At 54.7% G+C, this 23,417-nt stretch carries 22 protein-coding genes and 3 pseudogenes; 11 read left to right on the top strand and 14 right to left on the bottom strand.

What is annotated here, in order from left to right; all coding sequences use genetic code 11:
* Positions 1–26: 26 nt before the first annotated feature.
* Together HA41_RS21110 and HA41_RS21115 are read left to right on the top strand one after the other, a co-directional pair.
* Positions 27–170 (top strand): hypothetical protein, encoded by a 144-nt coding sequence (locus tag HA41_RS21110; protein WP_010246429.1) that lies wholly within the window; start codon positions 27–29, stop codon positions 168–170.
* A 39-nt stretch (positions 171–209) separates the two neighbouring features.
* Complete coding sequence (locus HA41_RS21115) at positions 210–383, top strand: hypothetical protein (protein WP_167373383.1); 174 nt, start codon at positions 210–212, stop codon at positions 381–383.
* On the opposite strand, the gene HA41_RS14325 is transcribed toward HA41_RS21115, so the two are convergent.
* On the bottom strand, positions 371–1,534 hold the full coding sequence (locus tag HA41_RS14325) for a glycoside hydrolase family 1 protein (protein ID WP_094121338.1): 1,164 nt from the start codon (positions 1,532–1,534) through the stop codon (positions 371–373). The genes HA41_RS21115 and HA41_RS14325 overlap by 13 nt on opposite strands.
* Positions 1,535–1,688: 154 nt before the next feature.
* On the opposite strand from HA41_RS14325, the pseudogene HA41_RS14330 reads away from it, so the two are divergent.
* Positions 1,689–3,142, top strand: a pseudogene (locus tag HA41_RS14330) (phospholipase D family protein).
* Between the two features lie 172 nt (positions 3,143–3,314).
* Here the strand turns inward: HA41_RS14330 and mdoC are convergent.
* The gene (gene mdoC / locus HA41_RS14335) at positions 3,315–4,439 is read right to left on the bottom strand and encodes a glucans biosynthesis protein MdoC (RefSeq protein ID WP_094121339.1); all 1,125 of its coding nucleotides are present in this window, start codon (positions 4,437–4,439) and stop codon (positions 3,315–3,317) included.
* A 268-nt stretch (positions 4,440–4,707) separates the two neighbouring features.
* On the opposite strand from mdoC, the gene HA41_RS14340 reads away from it, so the two are divergent.
* The 3 genes from HA41_RS14340 to HA41_RS14350 all read left to right on the top strand — a co-directional run bounded on the left by HA41_RS14340 (position 4,708) and on the right by HA41_RS14350 (position 9,184).
* Positions 4,708–6,243 (top strand): glucan biosynthesis protein G, encoded by a 1,536-nt coding sequence (locus HA41_RS14340; protein WP_208612764.1) that lies wholly within the window; start codon positions 4,708–4,710, stop codon positions 6,241–6,243.
* Positions 6,236–8,788: a glucans biosynthesis glucosyltransferase MdoH gene (gene mdoH, locus HA41_RS14345; protein ID WP_094121340.1), complete on the top strand. Its 2,553-nt coding sequence runs from the start codon at positions 6,236–6,238 to the stop codon at positions 8,786–8,788. Before HA41_RS14340 ends, mdoH begins: the two co-directional genes overlap by 8 nt.
* Before the next feature lie 186 nt (positions 8,789–8,974).
* Positions 8,975–9,184 carry a YceK/YidQ family lipoprotein gene (locus tag HA41_RS14350; RefSeq protein WP_094121341.1) on the top strand — a complete coding sequence of 70 codons (210 nt, stop codon included), beginning with the start codon at positions 8,975–8,977 and terminating at the stop codon, positions 9,182–9,184.
* Here the strand turns inward: HA41_RS14350 and HA41_RS14355 are convergent.
* The 3 genes from HA41_RS14355 to HA41_RS14365 form a co-directional block, all read right to left on the bottom strand.
* Positions 9,175–9,576 carry a MysB family protein gene (locus HA41_RS14355; RefSeq protein WP_094121342.1) on the bottom strand — a complete coding sequence of 134 codons (402 nt, stop codon included), beginning with the start codon at positions 9,574–9,576 and terminating at the stop codon, positions 9,175–9,177. The two genes, HA41_RS14350 and HA41_RS14355, sit on opposite strands and share 10 nt — an antisense overlap.
* A 116-nt stretch (positions 9,577–9,692) precedes the next feature.
* On the bottom strand, positions 9,693–9,959 hold the full coding sequence (locus HA41_RS14360) for a hypothetical protein (RefSeq protein WP_094121343.1): 267 nt from the start codon (positions 9,957–9,959) through the stop codon (positions 9,693–9,695).
* A gap of 541 nt (positions 9,960–10,500) precedes the next feature.
* Positions 10,501–11,424 (bottom strand): Kdo(2)-lipid IV(A) acyltransferase, encoded by a 924-nt coding sequence (locus tag HA41_RS14365; protein ID WP_094121344.1) that lies wholly within the window; start codon positions 11,422–11,424, stop codon positions 10,501–10,503.
* A 253-nt stretch (positions 11,425–11,677) separates the two neighbouring features.
* On the opposite strand from HA41_RS14365, the pseudogene trhO reads away from it, so the two are divergent.
* Positions 11,678–12,726, top strand: a pseudogene (gene trhO, locus HA41_RS14370) (oxygen-dependent tRNA uridine(34) hydroxylase TrhO).
* Positions 12,727–12,766: 40 nt separating this feature from the next.
* Here the strand turns inward: trhO and HA41_RS14375 are convergent.
* The 9 genes and pseudogenes from HA41_RS14375 to grxB all read right to left on the bottom strand — a co-directional run bounded on the left by HA41_RS14375 (position 12,767) and on the right by grxB (position 19,148).
* A complete protein-coding gene (locus HA41_RS14375; protein ID WP_094121345.1) occupies positions 12,767–13,342 on the bottom strand; it encodes a YceI family protein in 576 nt (191 codons plus the stop codon).
* 1 nt (position 13,343) lies between these two features.
* Positions 13,344–13,916: a cytochrome b gene (locus tag HA41_RS14380; protein WP_094121346.1), complete on the bottom strand. Its 573-nt coding sequence runs from the start codon at positions 13,914–13,916 to the stop codon at positions 13,344–13,346.
* A gap of 295 nt (positions 13,917–14,211) precedes the next feature.
* Positions 14,212–15,323 (bottom strand): annotated as a pseudogene (gene solA, locus HA41_RS14385) (N-methyl-L-tryptophan oxidase).
* 97 nt (positions 15,324–15,420) lie between these two features.
* A complete protein-coding gene (bssS, locus tag HA41_RS14390) occupies positions 15,421–15,675 on the bottom strand; it encodes a biofilm formation regulator BssS (protein ID WP_010246399.1) in 255 nt (84 codons plus the stop codon).
* A gap of 245 nt (positions 15,676–15,920) precedes the next feature.
* Positions 15,921–16,193 carry a hypothetical protein gene (locus tag HA41_RS14395; RefSeq protein ID WP_094121347.1) on the bottom strand — a complete coding sequence of 91 codons (273 nt, stop codon included), beginning with the start codon at positions 16,191–16,193 and terminating at the stop codon, positions 15,921–15,923.
* Positions 16,194–16,339: 146 nt separating this feature from the next.
* Positions 16,340–16,585 carry a DNA damage-inducible protein I gene (dinI, locus tag HA41_RS14400; protein WP_003849907.1) on the bottom strand — a complete coding sequence of 82 codons (246 nt, stop codon included), beginning with the start codon at positions 16,583–16,585 and terminating at the stop codon, positions 16,340–16,342.
* Positions 16,586–16,647: 62 nt separating this feature from the next.
* Positions 16,648–17,691, bottom strand: a complete 1,044-nt coding sequence (pyrC, locus tag HA41_RS14405; RefSeq protein ID WP_094121348.1) for a dihydroorotase — start codon at positions 17,689–17,691, stop codon at positions 16,648–16,650.
* Between the two features lie 131 nt (positions 17,692–17,822).
* On the bottom strand, positions 17,823–18,386 hold the full coding sequence (locus tag HA41_RS14410) for a lipoprotein (RefSeq protein ID WP_094121349.1): 564 nt from the start codon (positions 18,384–18,386) through the stop codon (positions 17,823–17,825).
* 114 nt (positions 18,387–18,500) lie between these two features.
* The gene (grxB, locus tag HA41_RS14415) at positions 18,501–19,148 is read right to left on the bottom strand and encodes a glutaredoxin 2 (protein ID WP_094121350.1); all 648 of its coding nucleotides are present in this window, start codon (positions 19,146–19,148) and stop codon (positions 18,501–18,503) included.
* 291 nt (positions 19,149–19,439) lie between these two features.
* Between grxB and rimJ the strand changes: the two genes are divergently transcribed.
* The 4 genes from rimJ (at position 19,440) to murJ (ending at position 23,265) form a co-directional block, all read left to right on the top strand.
* Positions 19,440–20,030, top strand: coding sequence for a ribosomal protein S5-alanine N-acetyltransferase (gene rimJ, locus HA41_RS14420; protein WP_094121351.1), 591 nt, complete (start codon positions 19,440–19,442; stop codon positions 20,028–20,030).
* 16 nt (positions 20,031–20,046) lie between these two features.
* Positions 20,047–20,682: a YceH family protein gene (locus tag HA41_RS14425; protein WP_094121352.1), complete on the top strand. Its 636-nt coding sequence runs from the start codon at positions 20,047–20,049 to the stop codon at positions 20,680–20,682.
* A 1-nt stretch (position 20,683) separates the two neighbouring features.
* Positions 20,684–21,604 carry a Gfo/Idh/MocA family protein gene (locus HA41_RS14430; RefSeq protein ID WP_094121353.1) on the top strand — a complete coding sequence of 307 codons (921 nt, stop codon included), beginning with the start codon at positions 20,684–20,686 and terminating at the stop codon, positions 21,602–21,604.
* Positions 21,605–21,726: 122 nt separating this feature from the next.
* The gene (gene murJ, locus HA41_RS14435; RefSeq protein WP_094121354.1) at positions 21,727–23,265 is read left to right on the top strand and encodes a murein biosynthesis integral membrane protein MurJ; all 1,539 of its coding nucleotides are present in this window, start codon (positions 21,727–21,729) and stop codon (positions 23,263–23,265) included.
* Positions 23,266–23,417: the final 152 nt, after the last annotated feature.

Genomic DNA, 23,417 nt, shown 5'->3' on the forward strand with positions numbered 1-23,417 from the left:
AGCTTACTCCATGTTACAGGAACCCCATGTCGTTACCTTTGCCACCCGACGATCACGATGAGCCGATTCGCCAGTCGCTCGACGATGCGCACTTCGCGATTGTAGTGCTTGCGGTGACCTCGGTTACGCTTATAATCTTTGTTCTGATGATTACGCTCTGGATGAGCTGAACGCCCAGGCGATTCAAGGCAAGGGAAAAGGAGAGGGCGATGGAATCGAGAGATGACAAACTGATCGCAATTATCGGCCTGCTGACCGCTTGCCTGATCGGCGTGACATTCCTGTTTACCATGACCTGGCTCACCGACGTGCGTCATCCCACCGATCCGTCACTGGATGTTCAGTCCTGTTATCCCAAAGCGCCACCGTCTCAGCACGTCTGATCGCGCCGGGTAAATTTGATCTGCTGACTGCGCAGCACCAGCGCTAACGCCTCGTGCAGGTTGCGATTACCGTTGGGATCGGCCAGGCCGAACAGCGGACCGGGTGAGCGCCGGTCATCCGCCCAGGCCGGATATTCCACCACCGGATAGAGCGAAACCCCCTCCACCGCAATACCCTGATCCAGCGCCACCGCGACATTTTCACTGATCTCCTGCAGCCACGGCGCACGCGCCTCGCCTTCGGCGCCGGTTTCGGCAATCAGCATCGGGCGCTGGAAGCGCTGCCAGCACTGTGCCAGTAAAATATGCAGCGGAACGCGCGCTGGATCGTCGGTCGGCATCGGCCGATCGGGGAAGAACCAGTGGTTGTCGGGGTAGTAATTCAGGCCAAGAATATCAAGGCAGTCTTCACTGCCGCCCAGCTCTTTATCGAGACGACCCGCCAGCATGTCCCAGGCCTCAAATTGCGCCTGGTGCTGGGCATCCGCGTAGGGTTTGCTGTCCGGATTGTCCTTGTGATGCGCAATCTGCACCAGCGGATCGGTCAGCACAAAGCGCGCATCCGGGTAGACCTCACGAATGGCATGAATGGCGGCCAGCGAGGCACGCACCAGTTGACGCTTCAGCTCTTTACCCCGGCTCGCTGCGTGTGGATTGAACCAGGCGACATCGGCACCGGCCCATGACCAGAATGAGATTTGATTGACCGGGGTAAAGAAAGGCTGTTCGATACCCTCATCACGCATCAGTTGCGCCATCGCGCGGGCAAAACGGCTAAAATGATCAACAAATTCCGCTTTCCAGATATTAAGATGGTCGGGATAACCGAAGTGCGCCAGCTCCCAGATAATCTGCAGATTCTGACGTCGTGCGGCGTCAATCATCGGCAGAAAACTCTGCCAGTCATATTGATTCGGGTTTTTTTCAATCAGGTGCCAGCGCGCCCCGTCACGCGCGGTGAGCAGGTGCTGTTCGGCCAGGGCGGCATAATCCTTCTCCAGCAGAATATCGTGACCGCTGCTGATCACCATATCCAGCCGTTTCCCTGGTGTGCGGCAGGCGGTGGAGCAGGGAAAACTGCCCTGGAAAAAACTGCGAAACAGGCTGGGATGATGGCGCTGGCGGGCGTCTGTAAGGGGTTGATGTGACATATTCCTCTCCTGCCGGGCGATACCGGTCACAGATCGTCCGACTAAGTCTAGACTAAAAACCAGCCGCAGCATTTTACGAAGTCAGAAGGATCGTATAGCGTCAGCGTGCGGACCGGGGAATAATAAAAATAACTGCATTTTACAGGGAATGGTCATGACCGAAGCGTTTGAGCTGCCTCAGCAATCCGAACAGCCCAGCTGGCTGGAAGCGCAACTGGTGCCGCAGTGCCAGCGCCACCCAGGACTCAGCGGAATTTATCCGCTTAGCGATGGGCTGGACGCTTTTGCAGCGCGCTATCTGCTGATGCAAAAGCAGAGCGCTCGCTCGATATTCAGTACTACATCTGGCAAAACGATCTCTCTGGCCGGTTGCTGTTCAGCGCGATGCTGGAAGCGGCACAGCGCGGTGTTAAGGTCCGGTTGCTGCTGGACGACAATAATACGCCGGGTCTGGATGAAACGCTGACCCAGCTCAACCGTCACCCCAATATTGCGGTGCGGCTGTTTAATCCGTTTTCATTTCGCACCTTACGGGCGCTGGGCTATCTGACTGACTTCGCCCGCCTCAACCGCCGTATGCACAATAAAAGTTTCACCGTCGACGGGGTGACCACCATCGTGGGCGGGCGCAATATCGGCGATGAATACTTCGGCACCGGCAATGAACCGCTGTTTGCCGATCTCGACGTGATGGCCATTGGCCCGGTGGTTGAGGAAGTCGCGCAGGATTTTGAACGCTACTGGCACAGCCGGCCGGTCTCACCGCTACAGCAGGTACTGGACGATCATGTACAGGTGGAAGATAACGTCAGTTTGCCCGCGGAGTGGCGGCATAGCGAGGCGGTGCAGCGCTATCTGCAGCGGCTGGAAAACGCCTCACTGTTGCAGGATCTGGAACAGGGCAGGCTGACCTGGGCCAGAACCCGCTTGCTGAGTGACGATCCGCGTAAAGGTCTGGGAAAGGCGCGCCCGAAAACCCTGCTGCCGCAGCGCATGCTGGAGGTCATTGGGACGCCCCAGCGGCAGTTCGACATTATCTCCGCCTATTTTGTGCCGACCCGCGCTGGCGTGGCGCAGCTGCTGTCGCTGAAACGCAAAGGGGTAAAAATCGCCATTCTCACCAACTCGCTGGCGGCCAATGATGTGTCGATTGTACATGCCGGCTATGCCAAATGGCGCAAGAAGCTGCTGCGGCACGGCATCGCCCTGTATGAGCTGAAACCGCAGGCGGCGCTGCAGGATGCCCCACACGATCGCGGCTTAACCGGTAATTCCGGCTCCAGCCTCCATGCCAAAACCTTTTCCGTCGATCAGCAGACGCTGTTTATCGGCTCGTTCAACTTCGATCCTCGCTCGGCGGTACTTAATACCGAAATGGGACTGGTGATTGAGAGTGAAACGCTGGCACAGGTTACCCATGAGCGCTTCAGCCAGTCGATGCGCGATCGCGCCTGGACGCTGCGTCTGGATAAGTGGGGGCGGGTAAACTGGCTGGAGTATCCCGGAGAGGCGCAACAGATGGTGCATAAGCATGAGCCGGGCTGCTCATGGTGGCAGCGGCTGCAGGTGCGGCTGGTGTGGCGCTTGCCGATTGAATGGCTGCTGTAATCTGGACGCCGCGCAGGCTCAGAGTGCATACGCCCTCCGCAAAGATGCAAAACCCGCCGTCCCTGGCCCGCTATGCTTTGCTACTGGCGTATGCTACCTTCGCTTTAAGTTTGTGCGCCGTCTTTGGCTAACACCATTCAAGGCCTGCACCCATTAATTGCCTGACCTCGGGTTATTTACGTTCAAACTTACCCGAGAACAGGAAGCGCAACAGTGGAATCCGCAGGTGAATCTCATACAGCAGGAACGCAATCCCGAACACCATTAACAGGCCAAGGAAAAAGCCCAGCGTGTTGTTTTCGATGCGTGGTGTGACATAAATGCCGTACAGCAGCGTCAGCGGATGGTGCACCAGATAGATAAACAGCGACGCATTCACCAGATACATGATGCGCGGCGAGTGCGAGTTCAACAGTTTATGCCCAAAGCAGAAGCAAACGTTCAGCATGCATAATCCCATCAGCGTCGAGATCAGCGCATCCAGTTCATACAGCCAGCCCTCACCACTGCTCAGACGCTGATTAGCGCAGTAGGCAATAAACATCACTACCGCGCCGGCCCACATCAGCGGATTGAAACGGACAAACAGCTGTTTCAGCGGCTGATGCTTCCACGCCAGCGCCCCCAGCATAAAGAACGGCAGATAGAAGAGCGTCTGCATCACAATGATGCTGAACAGACCATCCATCAGCCAGGCCGGCTGGAACAGAAAGATCAGGCGGCGGAAGGCACACCACAGCAGCGCCCAGGCCAGGACGCCCGCGGCCAGCGAGCTCCAGCCGACCCGGTTGTAATCAAGGGTGCGGTGTTGATCGCGTAACCAGCGAAAGGTCAACATGCCCAGCGTGGTTAACATCACCAGCACCACCAGAAACCACAGGTGCGAAATCAGCTCCCACATCAGGTTATTGAATTTCTGATAGGGCGTGAAGCGCGGCCAGTCGGCCAGCTTGGCGGTCCAGTTTTTCAGCATAAAAAACTGCGGCAGGGTAATCAGCGGAATGGCGGTCAGTAGCGGGATGCCGACACGCTCCAGCCGCACTTTAAGAAAGCGTTTCGGCTGATAGCGCAGGTAAAGCATGTAGGAGAAATAACCCGAAATGACGAAAAACACCTGCATACGAAACGCATGAATGAAATCATTCAGTAACGTCAGCCACAGTGAGGCCTCGTTGCTGTTAACCGCCCATTTCTGCGTGGAGTAAATGAGGGAAACGTGAAACGGCACCCCCAGTAACATCAGATACGCCCGGATAGAGTCGAGGAAGTATTCACGTTCAGGTTTTGCTGTACTCATAAAGTTCCAGTTCGTTAGTACGTTTGACCGGTTTCACCCTGAAACCGGATTATGCTCGGGCGAAATTCTACCTGCGATAAACAAGGTATACTATCAGTAGAATCCTTAGTGTTTAATTGTCTTAAAAGCGGATCTTTGCCTGACGAAATGCGGGAACAATGTTGCGCATAAGCTGTCGGAAAACCGAATAATCCTTTAAGATAAGCGGGTTTGATTTAAGCACACGAAAGGGGGGGATGTGCTGACTAAAGAAAAAAATAAAGCCGGACTGATGAAGGTACGCTGGATGGGTGCTGCAGTTCTGCTGGCGTTATACGCCAATAACAGTTGGGCGTTTAACATCGATGATGTTGCCAGACAAGCCAAAGCGTTGGCAGGGAAAAGCTTCGAAGCGCCTAAAAGCAATTTACCCTCTCAATTTCGTGAAATGAAATTTGCTGATTACCAGCAGATCCAGTTTAACCACGATAAAGCGTATTGGGGCAAGCTGCGCACGCCGTTCAAGCTGGAATTTTACCATCAGGGCATGTATTTCGATACCCCGGTACAAATTAACGAAGTGACCGCTAACGCGGTGCGTGAAATCAAATACAGCCCCGATTATTTTAATTTCGGCAATGTAAAACATGACGCTGACGCGGTGAAAAACCTCGGATTCGCCGGTTTCAAAGTACTCTACCCGTTAAACAGCAAGGGTAAAGATGATGAGATCGCCAGCTTCCTGGGTGCCAGCTATTTCCGGGTGATCGGCGCCGGTCAGGTTTATGGCCTGTCAGCCCGTGGCCTGGCGATTGATACTGCCCTGCCATCCGGTGAAGAGTTCCCGCGTTTCAAAGAGTTCTGGATTGAACGTCCGAAACCGCAGGATAAACAACTGGTGATCTATGCACTGCTCGATTCGCCACGCGCGGCGGGTGCCTACCGCTTTGTGCTGCGTCCGGGTCAGGCATCGACCGTTGATGTGCAGTCGAAAGTCTATCTGCGCGACAACGTTGGCAAGCTGGGTATCGCTCCGCTGACCAGTATGTTCCTGTTTGGCCAGAATCAGCCATCAAACGTGAACAACTTCCGTCCGGCGTTGCATGATTCAGACGGTCTTTCGATTCACAGCGGCAACGGTGAATGGATCTGGCGTCCGCTGAATAACCCGCGTCATCTGGCAGTGAGCACCTATACCATTGAGAGCCCGAAGGGCTTTGGTCTGCTGCAGCGTGGGCGTGACTTCAGCAACTATCAGGATCTTGATGACCGCTACGACCTGCGCCCAAGCGGCTGGGTTGAGCCATTAGGCGACTGGGGTAAAGGCCGCGTCGAGCTGGTCGAGATCCCAACGGCTGATGAAACCAATGACAACATCGTTGCCTTCTGGACACCGGAGACGCTGCCGGAGCCGGGCAAAGAGATGAACTTCAAATATCGCCTGCACTTCTCACGTGATGAAAATCAACTGCACTCCGACGATACCGCCTGGGTGAAGAATACTCTGCGTTCTGCAGGAGACGTGAAGCAGTCAAATCTGGTGCGTCAGCCAGATGGCACCGTGGCTTTCACCATCGACTTCGTGGGTAAAGACATGAGCAAGATGGCGGAAAACAGTCAGGTGGCACCGCAGGTCAGCGTGGGTAAAAACGCCGATGTGGTGGAGCAGAGCGTACGTTATAACCCGGTCACTAAAGGCTGGCGTCTGGTGTTGCGTCTGCGTGTGAAAGACAACAAGCAGCCCACCGAAATGCGTGCGGCGCTGGTTAGCGGCGACAAGACATTGACGGAAACCTGGAGCTATCAGTTACCTGCCAATGAATAAATCGACTTTTACACCTCAACGTTACGTGGAATCCCTGCCGCTGGATGCGGCCGGGAAAGCCCGTCTCAGCGCCTCGTTGCAGAACGCCGGGGCGTTTCATTTCATTCATGATGCGCTGGGCAAGGATGTGGCCGCCAGCGATCGTCCCGATGATGCACCGTTAAAATCGGTTTCTTCGCGAGTCGAAATGGCCTGGCCCGATTCGCTCGCCAACGGTCAGCAACTGGGTAAAGATGACCTGGATCGCACCACGCTGAAGGCGATGCCAAAGGTCAGACGTTCACTGATGTTCCCGGAAGCCTGGCGGACCAACCCGGTGGTGCGCGCCTGGGACTCGCTGCGTGGACATAAATCGGTGCCGCGTTACGCCAACGCAGAAGAGCAGCGTGCCGAAGAGAAATGGCGTCATGTCGGATCGATTCGCCGTTATATTCTGCTGATTCTGACCATCATGCAAACCGTGGTCGCCACCTGGTATATGAAGACCATTCTGCCATATCAGGGCTGGACGCTGCTGGATCCGATGGAGATGATCAATCAGAACTGGCAGCAGTCGGTGATGCAGATTCTGCCGTATGTGCTGCAGACCGGCATCCTGTTCCTGTTCGCTATCCTGTTCTGTTGGGTCTCTGCCGGTTTCTGGACCGCGCTGATGGGTTTCCTGCAGCTATTGATTGGCCGCGATAAGTACAGCATCTCCTGGTCAACCGTGGGGGATGAACCGCTCAATCCAGAGCACCGTACCGCGCTGATCATGCCGATCTGTAATGAAGATGTTGAACGTGTTTATGCAGGCCTGCGTGCTACCTGGGAATCGGTGGTGCGGACCGGCAACGCTGAGCATTTCGACGTCTATATTCTCAGCGACAGTTACGACGCCGATATTGCCATCGCCGAACAGAAAGCCTGGATGGAGCTGGTGCGTGACGTAGGCGGTGCGGGCAAGATTTTCTATCGCCGCCGCCGTCGTCGTGTGAAGCGTAAAAGCGGCAACATCGATGACTTCTGCCGTCGCTGGGGCAGTAACTACAGCTACATGGTGGTGCTGGACGCCGACAGCGTAATGAGCGGTGAGTGTCTGACCGGTCTGGTACGCATGATGGAAGCCAACCCGAACGCTGGTATTATTCAGTCATCGCCGAAAGCGTCCGGTATGGACACGCTGTACGCGCGTTGTCAGCAGTTTGCGACCCGCGTTTACGGTCCACTGTTTACCGCCGGCTTGCATTTCTGGCAGCTGGGAGAATCCCACTACTGGGGCCACAATGCGATTATCCGGGTGAAACCCTTTATTGAGCACTGTGCGCTGGCGCCGTTACCGGGCGAAGGCTCCTTTGCCGGATCGATTCTGTCACATGACTTTGTTGAAGCTGCGCTGATGCGTCGTGCTGGCTGGGGCGTCTGGATCGCCTACGATCTGCCGGGCTCGTATGAAGAGTTGCCACCGAACCTGCTGGATGAGCTGAAGCGTGACCGTCGCTGGTGTCACGGTAACCTGATGAACTTCCGCCTGTTCCTGGTCAAAGGGATGCACCCGGTTCACCGTGCGGTGTTCCTGACTGGCGTGATGTCCTATCTGTCAGCTCCGTTGTGGTTTATGTTCCTGGCGCTCTCTACTGCCTTGCAGGTGGTACATACGCTGATGGAGCCGACCTACTTCCTGCAACCGCGCCAGCTGTTCCCGGTGTGGCCGCAGTGGCGTCCTGAACTGGCGATAGCGTTGTTCTCGACCACGCTGATACTGCTGTTCCTGCCGAAGCTGCTGAGCGTGGTATTGATCTGGTGTAAGGGCGCAAAATCTTACGGCGGTGCAATACGTCTGTTCATCTCGCTGATGCTGGAAATGCTGTTCTCGGTGCTGCTGGCACCGGTGCGTATGCTGTTCCACACCGTGTTCGTGGTCAGCGCCTTCCTCGGCTGGGAAGTGGTATGGAATTCACCGCAGCGTGACGATGACGCCACCCCGTGGAGCGAGGCGTTTAAACGTCACGGTTCGCAGATGGCGCTGGGTCTGGTGTGGGCGATCGGCATGGGCCTGCTGGATCTCAACTTCCTGTGGTGGTTGTCGCCGATTGTTTTCTCGCTGATTCTGTCGCCGTTTGTGTCGGTGATGTCGAGCCGGGCAACCATCGGCATCCGGAGCAAGAAAGCCCGACTGTTCCTGATTCCGGAAGAGTATGAGCCGCCGAAAGAGCTGGTGGATACCGATCGTTATCTGCAACTTAACCGTGAGCGGGCGCTGGAAAACGGCTTTATGCACGCGCTGTTCAATCCGGCGTTTAACGCGCTGGCCACGGCGCTGGCGACGTCACGGCATAAGCAGAGCCAGTTGCTTGACTATGCCCGCGATCGCCGCGTTGATCAGGCGCTGAGCGATGCGCCTGATAAACTGAATCGTGAACAGCGTTTACAGCTTATCAGTGATCCGGTAGTGCTGGCGCGCGTGCATACCCGGTTGTGGGAGAATGGTGAGAAATATCATCAGTGGGTGGAGAGTTATCAAAAACTCACCCTCAACCCCAACGCGCTGGTGAAAAACCCGTAAACTGAAAAAGCGGCAGTGATGCCGCTTTTTTTTGCAGGTTATTCAGGTTCAGCACAGGAGGTTGAGGTTGTGCGCTCCTTCAGGCAGCGAGGAATCTGGTGATGATGGTGCGTAGCGCATGATAACGAAAATGGCTGTTAAGGGTAGGGAACAGGGGTGAAACGGGGTTTGAAAACGAGTCTGTTAATGATGGCAGTGCTCTGTCTGAGCGGATGCGGCAGTATTATCAGCCGTACCGTGCCCGGTCAGGGGCACGGTAACCAATATTATCCTGGCGTACAGTGGGATGTGCGTGACGGCGCCTGGCGTGTATTAACGATTCTCGACCTGCCGCTGTCTCTGGTGGTTGACACCCTGCTGTTACCGGTTGACGCCAGCCACGGTCCTTACGAATAACCCCGATCGGAGTCGCTGTTGTCATCTTCCCACTCTTGCGCAGCGGCTTCACCCTCTTCGGTATCCAGCGGAGGTTCCAGCTGGAACTCGCCATCGTCCCACTCATGCAGCGTATTTTCCGCTAACCACTCCTGACGCAGTTCAACTTCATCAAAGTCAGCATCGAAAATCGCCTGTGCGGCTTCTCCGCTGCGGATCGGCAGACATTCGCCCGCATCGCCTTCCTCAGCCAGAAACTCAGCCTGCCACATGATATCGCCATCCTGCATCACATATTTCTGCAGACCAAACTGACTGACCGACGCATCCCCTTCATCAAGTTCAGGGTGGTTAGCGAGAAACTCTTCACGTGCAGCATCAATCGCTTCCTCTAAAGTACTGTACATGCTCATCGCTCTACTCCTTGACTGGTTGATTTGATTTCAGTGAAGAATAGACGAAATTCGACGGAGGGAAAGGGCGGGAGAGTTTGATCGGCGGGAAATAAGGCATTTCCCGCCGAACAGGGTCAGGTCACTTTTTGTGGGAAATGCAGCACTGGTCGGACAGATTCATGGATCACCGGTGCGGAGTAACGGATACAGCATTTGATGCAGGGCTTAACTTTTTTAAAGTTAATACGTGCGATCGATAACGCCTGACTCAAATTATAAAGGGTACCAATAAATATCATGTCCTCTTTATCGGGCATCCGTCGACATCCCTGACGATGAAGCGCATGATAATTGTCCTGATCGGTGCTGATTGTCACATAATAATAGAGGCCTTTATTCATCTTATAAGTCCTGCTAAGAGTTTTGCTGTGGGTCATGTTTTTTTATGTTTTTTACGAGTGCAGTTAAGTACCTAACTGTCAAAACAGAAATTAACGATAACCTGACACTTATTCAAATGCCATAACGGTCTATCAGCATGTTTAATATTTGTAAAATGGAATATGCCAGACAATTAAGAGGCAATCCCTTGTAAATTAAGTTAATTTTATTGGATTAATAAGCCGCGGGAAATGATTAAGCCGGGCTAAATAGGAATAGGCCTGGCGTTTAAATGAATTAGCACCGCAGATAAATATATCCCACTGCTGAAAAATTAATTAATCAGCACGGTAACAGGGCGCCAGGTCAGATAACCGGCTCTTTAATGGTTAATTACGTTAATTATATAGCGTAATGCCGAGGTTTATTTTAGCGGCTGTTGATTTATGAATGGCCCACTCATCGGGCAGCGGATGACGGGCGGTGGCGACAGACTGTTTTAGCTGCAACAGGAGAGATCGGCGCTGAACGACATACCCGCCGCCGTTCAGCGTCGAACAGTTAATAACGTGAGGGTTCGCCCTGCGGACGAGTCTTAAAGCGGCGATGCAGCCACATATACTGTTCAGGTGCCAGTAAAACCCCTTCTTCAACCACCTTGTTCATCCGTGCGGCGGTGATTTCTTCGCTTTCAAGCGTAAAACTGTCGCTGATGTCAGGCAAAATCATCAGTTCGTAACCGCGTCCTCCGGGCAGGCGGCGCGGCACAAAGGGGATCACTGCCGGTTTACCCATGCGGATCAACAGATGAGTTCCCACTGTGGTCGCCGCCTTCTCAACGCCAAAAAACGGCACAAATACACTGCTGCGAGGACCGTAATCGTGATCGGGCGCGTACCAGATAATATCGCCACGCTTCAGCGCGCGAATCATCCCTTTGAGATCTTTACGGTCGAGCATACTTTTATTGGAACGCATCCGGCCATTTACCTGCAGCCAGTCAATCAGCTTATTATCATTGGGACGGTAGACGCCGATGCCGGGGTTATGAATGCCAAACATCCGCGCGCCAATCTCCAGTGTCAGAAAGTGCATACCGATAAGCAGTACGCCGCGCTGACTGTCGTGCGCCTGTTTAATGTGCTCTAAACCCGACGGCGTATGCCATTTGTTGATGCGCCAGTCAGGCCAGAACCAGGCCATCCCGGTTTCAATCAGGCCCATACCCACCGACTCAAAGTTGTGCTTAACCATCGCTTCACGTTCATTGACCGGCATATCCGGAAAACTCAGTTCCAGATTACGCCGCGCAATATTGACGCGGCGTTTCATAAAACGCATACCAATACGACCCACATTGCAGCCGAGAACATAGAGCAGGGGATATGGAAGTAGCACCAAAAGATAAAGGAAGATGACCCCCAGCCAGGTTAACCAATAGCGGGGGTGCAGCAGTTCTCGTGAAAATTGAGGCAACTGGGTCATGTGAAAGAATATTTTCCTGCGTCGCGCACCGTTCGGTGCTGATATCTCGTTGATTTTCACTATTGTGCCAGCTTTTGTCGCTGGCTTAAATATAGCTGTCACAGCCAGTGCGCGGTCCGGATGATATAAGCGATCCGGCAGTGCGGAAAAATAGCCAGTAAAAACGCGATTTTGCGGCTGCCCTTTGCATCGTGATGAAATCAGGTATCATGTGCGCGCTAAATTTCTATTATTGATAACAGGAAAGAACACCATGCCAGTGTTACATAACCTCGTTTCCAATAAAGAGCTGAAGGCGCGCATGCTGGCGGAAACCGAGCCGCGCACCACTGTCTCTTTTTATAAGTACTTCCAGATTGCCGATCCCAAAGCCTTCCGTGATCAACTCTACCAGGGGCTGACTGCATTCAAGGTGTTTGGTCGCGTCTATGTTGCGCATGAGGGAATTAACGCGCAAATCAGCGTTCCTGCCAGCCAGTATGACAAGATGAAGGCATGGCTGTACGGCTTTGATCCGGCGCTGAATAATCTGCGGATGAACATTGCGCTGGATGACGATGGTAAATCTTTCTGGGTGCTGCGCCTGAAAGTTCGCGATCGGATTGTGGCGGACGGTATCGCTGATGGCACGTTCGACGCGAGCGATGTGGGTCAATACCTTAAAGCCGCCGAAGTGAATGCCATGCTGGACGATCCGGAGGCGGTCTTCGTCGATATGCGTAACCACTACGAATATGAAGTGGGACGTTTCGATAACGCCCTGGAAGTCCCTGCCGACACCTTCCGTGACCAGCTGCCGATGGCGGTTGATATGCTGCAGGATAAGAAAGATAAAAAGATTGTTATGTACTGCACCGGTGGGATTCGCTGCGAGAAAGCCAGCGCCTGGATGCGTCATAACGGTTTTGAAGATGTCTATCACGTTGAAGGTGGCATCATTGAATATGCCCGCCGCGCCCGTGAACAAGGCTTACCGGTACGATTCAAAGGCAAGAACTTTGTCTTTGATGAGCGGATGGGCGAGCGTATTTCTGATGATGTGCTGTCGAACTGCCACCAGTGCGGTGAGCCGTGCGATACCCACGTTACTGCGTTAATGATGGCTGCCATCTGCTGTTTATCCAGTGTAAAAGCTGCGCAGAGAAGTTTGAAAACTGTTGTAGCCCGCTGTGTCAGGAAGAGGCGAAACTGTCGCCAGAAGAGCAGCGCGCCCGACGTGCCGGACGTGAAAATGGCAATAAGATCTTTAACAAGTCGCGTGGCCTGTTAAACATGACCATTCCGTCGCCGGTTAAAAAATAAGTGATACCGCCTGAAGCCCGGCTTCAGGCGGTTTAGCCGTTTACTGACGCACGCCTTCCACCGAAATCATCAGCTGAACCTTTTGCGAGGCGGGTCCGAGATCTTTGGTGATATTGAAATCTTTCAGTGCAATTTCACCTTCAGCTTCAAAGCCTGCGCGATAGCCGCCCCACGGATCCTTTCCTTCACCCAACAGCTTCGCTTCCAGCGTAACCGGTCTGGTCACCCCGTTAAGTGTCAGATCGCCGGTGATCTCCAGCTCATCCCCCTCTTTTTTCACCGCGGTAGATTTGAAGGTGGCCTGTGGATTTTTTCCGACGTTGAGGAAGTCCGCACTGCGCAGATGCTTGTCACGCTCGGCATGATTGGTATCCACGCTGTTGGTGTTGATGGTGACTTCGACCTTATCGGCCGAAGGGTTTTTTTCATCGAAGCTAAAGCGGCCGTCAAAATCTTTAAACGTGCCATACAGCCAGCTGTAGCCTAAGTGCTGAATGCGAAACTGAATAAAGGCGTGCTGTCCCTCTTTATCAATTTTATAATCAGCGGCGTGAGCGGTCAGTGAGCCCAGCAGCAGGCTGGCGCCCGTCATGGCCAGTAGCGTCTTCTTTAGCATATTACTTTTCCTTTTCAGCGGGTAAAGGGATGCGCAAACCTGACATCCGTTTTAGGGTACTATCGCGATCGATAAAGTGATGTTTTAGCGCGGCCAGACCGTGCAGCAGCGACAGAATCACCACCGTCCACGCCAGCCACAGATGGATATCGCCCGCCAGATCGGCCTGTACGCCTGCGCCACTCAGCAGCGCAGGCAGGGAAAACAGGTTAAATACGGCAATCGGCTTACCCTCGGCGGTGGAAATGAAATAGCCGCTGAGCAGGATGCCCAACAGCAGCGTATAGAGCAGCCAGTGCGCCACCACAGAACTGATGCGCACCACCGGGGAATAACTGCTTAACGGTTGCGGTGGCGGTGAAAGCGTTCGCCAGAGCAGACGAATTATTAATGTCAGTAACAGAATCACCCCTATGCTTTTATGAATTTCCGGCGCATCGTGGTACCAGCTATCGTAATAACCGAGTCCGACCATCCATAATCCCAGCGCAAATAGGGCATAAATAACCAGTGCCATCGACCAGTGCAGCAGCACGGCAATCAGACCAAACTGATGAGGTGTATTCCGTAACATAGCCTGTTTATTCAGTAGAAATAATATGAAACAAGCATCTACATAATGAAATATAAAAGCAATCGACCTTACGCTTCTATAACTTCGCCAGCGAATACTGAAAAACATCCTTTAAAAACGCGCTGAATGCCCAGTATTACTGAATGAGTTATTTTATTGAATCGGACCGTCAATCAATAAGGATGAGAATGAACATTCCGGGCGAAATAAACCGGCTAAAAATGTCAGTTATATTCAGTTAGCGTCAGTTTTTGTCATTCCGGGTGCTATCAGATAATACCACCCGAACTCAGAGTCAGAAGCGTGAGAGGCGGAAAGGGGAAAGATCGAATGAGAACGGCTTTTGCTGAGCAAATTCCGCCGCCAGTTCGCCCAGCACGCTGGCAAATTTAAAGCCGTGGCCGCTTAAACCGGTCATCAGCAACCGATTGGGTTCGCCTGGCAGGGTGTCGATAATAAAATCTTCGTCCGGGCTGAAATCGTAGCTGCAGGCTTCGCCATGAAGACAGACACCGACGCCAGGTAAAACTGGCGCAGGAAGCCAAACGCTTCGCTGCCATCTGCTGCCACCGTGCCAAAGGGTTTGCGATCTTCCGGCTGCTGCATCAGCTGGCCGCCGTCATGACGACCTACTTTTAACGCATTATTGTCAGCCGGGAAGCCATAAAACTGGCTGCCATCGGGCATTTCAACCGTAAAGCCGGGAAACTTATTGTTCTCACTGTAGCGTCCATCGGCCTGATACCAGGCAAAGACTTTACGGGTCGGCGCAACCGGCAGGTCAGGTACCAGTTTACCGACCCAGGTGCCGGCACTGATCAGCATTTTTCGGCCACGGTAGATGCCGTCGATCGTGGTGACCTGCTGCAGATCGCCCTCGCGGCCGATCTGCGAGACCGGACAGTTAAACAGCTGGGCACAGCCTGCCTGTTCCGCCAGCTGGATCCAGCTGCGTACCGCCTGTTCACACTTCAGGTAACCCGACTGCGGCTCAAAGACGCCGAGGTAGCCATCAGGGACGTTAATTTGTGGCCAGCGCTTACGGACCTCGTCAGGTTGCATCACCTCAATGTTGAGCTGCCATTGGGTGGCGCTGTCGATGACGTTCTGAATAAAAGATGACTGAATCGGTGCCAGATTCAGCACGCCGCTGCGGTGCATAATGCGTTCGCCAGCGCGCTGTTCCAGTTCATCCCACAAGGTTTGTGCGCGCAGCACCAGCGGGACATAACGTTCCCCTTCGCCGTAAGCGTGGCGGATCAACCGGCTCTCGCCGTGATGGGTGCCCTGATTATGCGGCGGATGAGCACTGTCGATCATCAAAACCGACAAGCCCGCCTCGGTGGCATAATAACCTGCTGCCGCGCCGACTGAGCCGCTGCCAACGATGATAAGATCATAAATCATGGTAACTTCGCTCCTGAAAGAGTCAGATAATCAAAAGCATATCAGAAACAGAAACGAAAGAGGCACCCCTTAGGGTGCCTCTTTGATGCGGCAGATATTAATGCTTCTTAAGCAGTCGTTCTATCTGCTCGGCCGATTCAATCTTGGCGATACCCGCTTCGAGGATCGAGATGAATTGCCTTGCGACATCCGTCGTCAGCCAGTAGGTCGGGCCAACATCCGCTTCTTCTTCTTTTTGATCCTGCGACGATAACGAGTGCAGGCGGATCATCATGGCATCATAACTGTCAACGGTACTGATATCCCAGCCCACCAGCGGATGGGTCTGAATCACGTCTTTTCTTCTGTCCATTATAACCTCCTTATTACTCGTTAAACGAAGTGCATGATGAGGTTCAATGCGGCTTTTTTATTCCAATAGCGAAACTATTATAACAGTAAACCGGGCTATTACTGATGAAAAATGCCTGTACCCAGCTTCTCACAGAATATTTGTGTTTAAAAGATGGCGGATGAAAAAATAAAATGCCCGACGAACAGGCATTTTATTCAGTTATTCCTTAGGGCAGAAAAACGGCTGTGAGCCTGAGATCGGCGTTAAAGCGTCGGCGTTTCCGGTGCGATGCCGCCGCCGCGCTTTTGCAGCGCGTCAGCCAGACGGGCAAAATGCTGTTGCAGCTGCTCATCATGGTTCTGGTTTTGGGCTTCCAGCGACAGATTGTGCACCAGTAACTGACTGGCACGATCGTCAAGACAGAAAATCAGACTGGAAAAAGCATTTTCCAGCACCGTCAGACGACGTTGCTGATCGCCAATCAGTGCTAACAGCTCACCAAAGGTCATCGCCTCTTCCGGTTTATCAGTAGTCATGGTGTCGCACCTCCTGTTATGCATGACGAGCGCAAGGATAGGGCATTGATCATTCAGAGTCTAGATGCAGGATTGGGGAAGTGCGAGAGGGGAGAAAAGATAAAAAAACCGGGTGGCGAAACCCGGCAAAAACAGCACAGAGGCGGTTAATCAGTAATAAACCAGTCGTCAGCACTTTCCCACGTTTGCTGCAGGATTTCGCTGATCTGATCGCGAGTCTCTTTGCCACCGCCCAGCACGCTGAGGTTGTTGGCGCTGGCGTAGCGCACTTTCACGTGATTGGTGCTGTCCGGAAACTGTTCATCAATGCGGCGCGACAGCTCGTCGCTCAGTGCCTCAATGGCACCCGCAGGAAGAGGTCGGGTATTCGATACGGTAATTTCAACGCGCATGGGAGCCTCCAGATAAGATACTGTATATATTTACAGTATCGTCGGTCCGGAGGCAAGTAAAATTATGCGATACGCCAGTTCAGGGTCTCACCGGCAAGGAACGGCACCAGCGAATCACTGCCGAGCGCAATGCTCTCCGGTACCTGCCACGGCTCACGCACCAGCGTCACCGTGGTGTCGTTAAGCGGCAGGCCGTAAAAACGTGGACCGTTTTCAGAGCAGAAGGCTTCAAAATGCGACAGCGCATCCAGTTCTTCAAATACCGTGGCGTAGGCGGCTAACGACGTCGGGGCGCTGAACACACCGGCGCAGCCGCAGCTCGCTTCTTTCAGGTGGCGCAGATGGGGCGCGGTATCGGTGCCGAGGAAGAAGCGCGGATGGCCGCTGGCGACGACCTGACGTAGCGCTTCCTGATGCACGTTACGCTTGAGGATCGGCAGGCAGTAGAGGTGCGGACGAATACCGCCCACCAGCATGTGATTACGGTTAAACATCAGATGCTGCGGGGTAATCGTCGCGCCCAGTGTCTCATCCGCGGCGGCGACATACTCTGCCGCTTCTTTTGTGGTGATGTGTTCCATCACCACTTTCAGGGCCGGAAACTGCTGGCGCAGCGGCATCATTACCGTCTCAATAAAGCGCGCTTCCCGGTCGAAAATATCAATATGGGCGTGGGTTACCTCACCGTGAACCAGCAGCGGCATACCGAGCTGCTGCATCCGATCCAGCACGCTGGCGATGGCGGCAATATCCGTAACGCCGTGGCTGGAGTTGGTGGTGGCGTGAGCCGGATAGAGTTTGGCGGCGGTAAACAGGCCAGCGGTAAAGCCCCGCTCCAGCTCATCCGGGTCAAGTGAATCGGTGAGGTAGCAGGTCATCAGCGGCGTGAAGGCGTGGTCAGCGGGCAGCGCTGCGAGTATCCGATCGCGATAGGCTTCACCTGCCGCCACGCTGGTCACCGGCGGCACCAGATTGGGCATCACGATGGCACGACCATTAACCGCGCTGGTATAGGGCAGGACCGTTTCAAGCATCGCATCATCACGCAGATGAATATGCCAGTCGTCAGGGCGGCGGATGGTAAGTTGCTGAGGTTGTGCAGTCATCAATGAGGCTCCGGCAGAGAGAAAACGAAAGGCACGTTTAGGCCGGGGTCTAAGCATAAGGATTCAGGCAACCGTTTGCACCTGCTTTTTACCATTGGGTGAAAATCCGCGCCGGATGGCGCGGCAGATTGTCAGTCAGTAAACGGGATCACCAGTTCGCCCGGTTTGACTTCCAGCCCTTTGGCAAATTTTTTCGCCAGCGACTCACCTTTACTGCGATCGGTACTCAGCACGTATGCGGGCTTCTGATCGAAATAGCTTTTCAGGGATTGATTCAGATACGGCGTCAGCGTCTTCATGATTGAGGCCATTTTATCAGGCGTGACCTGCGCATCGATAATCTCCATATCGCGCAGATATATCGCACCCTGCTGCTGATCGAACACTGGCTGAGCGCGCATCTTCAGCTGCATATCCGCCTGCTGCGGGCCGAACAGTGAGGTGACATTGATCTTTGCATTGCCTGCGAGCGTGACTTTACCTGGCTCTTCGCGGCCGATCTGGCTGGTGAGGTTGCTGAGTACGATGTGCGCGTTGACCAGGCCGGAAACCCCAATATCTTTCTCGTACTTATTATGCTTCTGCAGCGCCTGGTTGACTTCCTGTTCGCTGATGGTGTACTGCGTCAGTTTATTGCAGCCACTAACCAGCAGCACCAGTAACAGAGCAACAAGACCGGAAAAACCCTTTTTCATCGATTTTCATCCTAAATGACGGAGCTATTGAACAGGGCATAGCGTGCCTGAATGCATCACAGGTGTCATCAGGAAAGGGATGAGAAACGCGAGAGGTTTCTCATCCTACAGCCGTTACTGGGCGATGGAGGAGAGCAGATTGACCTGAGTCTGTTTGGCCATGTTATCGCGGTATTCCGCCACTCTGGCTGGCCAGTCGATACCGGCAACCAGCGTCAGGGAGCGCAGCAGCGGGAACAGATTAAAGTCATCTTCAGAGAGCTCGCCGTTCACTGCATTTGGCTGAACAATTAACTTGTCAAGCTGGCGCAGATCGCCACTGACATTTTTAATCAAACCGGGCGCATGGCTTTTCAGCTCGGCAAAATTGCCGATGCTGGCCTGCTTTTTGTTGCGGAAATAGTCGCGTGCTTCCGGCGTGGCAAATTCGGCGAAGGGCGCATCTGCGATGCGCGGCAACAGCAGTTTGTTGACGTAACTGTTCATGTGACGCAGCCAGTCAGCAATGGCAGGATTAAGCGCACCGGTGATCAGCGGCTCATCCTCCAGCCGATCGACATAATGCACGATATCCATGCTCTCCGGCATCGCGCTGCCATCCTGTTTTTGCAGAATCGGCGCCATTTTTTGTCCGACCAGTCGTTTTGGCGTCTCTTCGTCATCATTCAGCATCACCACCAGCTCAACCGGCAGATTTTTCAGACCGAAAATCATCCGCGCCTTTACGCAGAAAGGGCAGTGTTCATAGATATACAGCTTCATCCTGATCTCCTCTGTTTGGCAGAATGCATCAATTCATCCTGTTTTCGGGCTCACCAAAAAGTATGGAAGAGATTAAGCGGCAGGGCAAACCGGCCGGCAGCACGTGGCCCGCCCTCGCCACGTGGATCAGAACGCACGAATCAGCGCGCTATGGAAGGGTGATAACTGCGCAAAATCAATACCTTTGCAGCGTAATCGCGGGTAACATTTTACCGCAGCCCAGGCGGCGGTTATAGTGAGTACAGGGTAATGACGGCTCATCTTTATCAGCCATTAATTTCAGGAGTCAGGATGTTTGGCTATCGTTCTGCCGCGCCCAGGGTGCGATTAACCACCGACCGGCTGGTGGTCCGTCTGGTTCACGAGCGTGATGCCTGGCGGCTGGCAGATTATTACGCAGAAAACCGCCTGTTTTTAAAACCGTGGGAGCCGGTGCGCGATGAAAGCCACTGCTACCCCTCTGGCTGGCAGGCGCGGCTGGGGCTGATTACCGATATGCACAAGCAGGGATCGGCATTCTACTTCATTCTGATGGACAGCGAAGAATCCGAAGTGCGCGGTGTGGCTAACTTCAGCAATGTGCTGCGCGGTTCGTTTCACGCCTGTTACCTGGGCTATTCACTGGGTGAAAAATGGCAGGGGCAGGGCATGATGTTCGAAGCGCTGCAGTCCGCTATTCGCTATATGCAGCGTCAACAGCATATTCACCGCATCATGGCCAATTACATGCCACGCAACCAGCGCAGCGGCGATCTGCTGGCGCGGCTCGGATTCGAAAAAGAGGGTTACGCCAAAGATTATCTGTTGATCGACGGCCGCTGGCAGGATCACGTCCTGACAGCATTAACCTGGCGGGAATGGACGTCTGATCGGCGTGGATAATGATAAGGAGTCAGGAATGAAATTGACGTTGTCGGCGCAGGCGTTGCGCGTGCTGGGTTGTCTGCTGGAGAAGCAGGTCACCACGCCGGAACAGTATCCGCTCTCTCTCAATGGCGTTGTCAGCGCCTGTAATCAGAAATCGAACCGTGAGCCGGTGATGAACCTCAGCGAGTCGGAGGTGCAGGATCAGCTCGATCAGCTGGAAAAACGGCATCTGGTGACCGCCAGCAGTGGTTCAGGCCAGCGGGTGGTGAAATTTGAGCAGCGCTTCTGCAACTCCGCCTTTGGCGCGCTGAAGCTCAACAGTGCGGAAGTGGCCGTGCTGACCTTGCTGCTGCTGCGCGGCGCACAGACGCCGGGTGAATTGCGCACCCGCAGCGGACGTCTGCATGAATTTACCGATGTCAGCGAAGTGGAACAGACGCTCGACGCCTTGTTGCAGCGTGAGGATAGCGCCCAGGTAGTACGTCTGGCTCGTGAGCCGGGCAAGCGTGAACACCGTTTTATGCATCTGCTGAGCGACGAGGCTGAAGTGCCACCACAGACAGCGGGCGATGCCCCGGACGAATTGTCGGCGCGCGTCGCGGCGCTGGAACATCAGGTGGCGCAACTGCAGGCGCAACTTACCCAACTGCTGCAACCGGAGAGCTAAAATGACGTTACGTATTGGCGTAGTGGGACTGGGCGGCATCGCGCAAAAAGCCTGGCTGCCGGTGTTGTCAGCCGCGACCGACTGGACGCTGGCCGGGGCGTTTTCGCCGAACCAGGCGAAAGCCCAGCCCATCTGCGACAGTTTTCGGATGCGCTGTTTCAGCTCGCTCGACGATTTAGCGGCGGCATGCGATGCGGTCTTTGTTCACAGCAGCACCGCGAGCCACTATCAGGTGGTCAGGGCGCTATTACTGGCGGGGAAAGATGTCTGCGTCGATAAGCCGCTGGCGGAAACGCTTGATCAGGCGGAAGCGCTGGTTGAACTTGCCGAAAAACGGCAGCGCAAACTGATGGTGGGTTTTAATCGGCGCTTTGCCCCGCGCTACCAGCAACTCCGGGCTGAGATGGATAGGGTCGCCTCACTGCGCATCGAAAAGCACCGTAGCGACAGCGTTGGGCCGCACGATCTGCGCTTCACCCTGCTTGATGACTATCTGCACGTGGTGGATACCGCGCTGTGGCTTGGTGGTCAGCCCTTTAGTGAGGTTCAGGGCCGCATTACCACCACTCCCCAGGGAGAGATGCTTTACGCTGAGCACCATTTCAACGTAGGCGGCGTGCCAGTCACCACCAGCATGCACCGGCGTGCAGGCAGTCAGCGCGAGCGGGTCAGTGCGGTGTGCGACAGCAAATGTATTGATATCAGCGAAATGCGCGACTGGCAGGAAGAAACGGCAGCAGGCCTGCTGATCGCGCCACCGCCGGCCTGGCAGAGCCATCTGGTGCAGCGCGGTTTCAGCGGTGCGGCGCACCATTTTATCCAGTGCGTACAAAATCAGACGATGCCTGAAACCAGCGGTGAACAGGCCCTGATGGCGCAGCGGGTGGTGGAAAAACTGTGGCGTGACGCAACGCCGTCATAATGCCTTGTAACACTCGGTGCTGGTCATTTCCCGCCGTGGCAGTAGACTATCGCCGGGCATCATCAGGATGCCCGCGCTAAGTCTCTCATTTTGCCGATTCTTTTCAGGATGCACCGTCAATTATGAATTTGTTGAAATCGCTGGCAGCGGTCAGTTCCATGACCCTGTTTTCCCGCGTCCTGGGCTTTGCCCGTGATGCCATTGTGGCGCGGGTGTTTGGCGCCGGAATGGCGACCGATGCGTTCTTTGTCGCCTTTAAACTCCCTAATCTGCTGCGGCGAATTTTTGCTGAAGGGGCCTTTTCGCAGGCGTTTGTGCCGATCCTGGCGGAGTATAAGAGCAAGCAGGGCGAAGAGGCGACACGCCTGTTCCTTGCTTACGTCTCTGGGCTGCTGACGCTGGCGCTGGCGCTGGTCACCGTGGCGGGGATGATTGCCGCGCCGTGGGTCATTATGATCACCGCGCCGGGCTTTGCCGACAGCGCGGATAAGTTCGCCCTGACCAGTTCGCTGCTGCGCGTCACCTTTCCCTACATCATGCTGATTTCACTCGCCTCGCTGGCGGGCGCGGTGCTGAATACCTGGAACCGCTTTTCGGTCCCGGCCTTTGCGCCGACGCTGCTTAACGTCAGCATGATTGGGTTCGCATTGTTTGCCGCGCCGCATTTCCACCCGCCGGTGATGGCGCTGGCATGGGCGGTGGTGGCAGGCGGCGTGTTGCAGCTCGGCTACCAGCTGCCGCACCTGAAGAAGCTGGGCATGCTGGTGCTGCCGCGGCTTAATCTGCGTGACGCGGGCGTCTGGCGCGTGATGCGTCAGATGGGGCCGGCGATCCTTGGCGTCTCGGTCAGCCAGATTTCCCTGATCATCAACACCATTTTCGCCTCCTTTCTGGTTTCGGGATCGGTCTCGTGGATGTATTACGCTGACCGGCTGATGGAGTTCCCGTCCGGCGTGCTCGGCGTGGCGCTGGGGACGATCCTGCTGCCTTCGCTGGCGAAAAGTTTTGCCAGTGGCAATCATGATGAATATTCGCGGCTGATGGACTGGGGTTTACGTCTTTGCTTTTTGCTGGCGCTGCCCAGTGCCGTGGCGCTGGGTATGCTCTCCGGACCGCTGACCATCGCGCTGTTTCAGTACGGCAAGTTTACCGCCTTTGATGCGGCGATGACTCAGCGTGCGCTGATTGCTTACTCAGTCGGACTGATGGGTCTGATTGTGGTGAAGGTGCTGGCACCGGGTTTCTACTCGCGGCAGGACATCAAAACCCCGGTGAAGATTGCGATAGTCACCCTGATTATGACGCAGCTGATGAACCTGGCATTTATTGGGCCGCTGAAGCACGCTGGCTTATCGCTGTCGATTGGCCTGGCCGCCTGTCTCAACGCAGCGCTGCTTTACTGGCAACTGCGCAAAAAGCAGATCTTCATGCCTCAGCCCGGCTGGGCCAGTTTTCTGATCCGTCTGGTGATCGCGGTACTGGCGATGGCGGCGGCGCTGTTTGCGATGCTGCAATGGATGCCGGCGTGGGAACAGGGCGTGATGCTGTGGCGGCTGCTGCGTCTGGCGGCGGTCTGTGCGGTCGGCGGCGGGGCATACTTCCTGACGCTCGGGCTGCTGGGCTTCCGGTTGCGCGACTATGCGCGACGCACTGTGGTGTAACCGCTGGCGTGTAATAGCAACGTCCGGATGCAAAAAATCCCGCACCTGGCGTAATGCTGATCAGTTAAGCGACGGGTGAGAACGCAGTCTGGTGCCGCTCAGGGGCTGGCGGTCCTCGCGCCGGGAAGCGTGGAGAGTTCGGGGCCGGCCAG

This window comes from Pantoea conspicua (assembly GCF_002095315.1).
In the GTDB taxonomy this organism is placed as follows: domain Bacteria; phylum Pseudomonadota; class Gammaproteobacteria; order Enterobacterales; family Enterobacteriaceae; genus Pantoea; species Pantoea conspicua.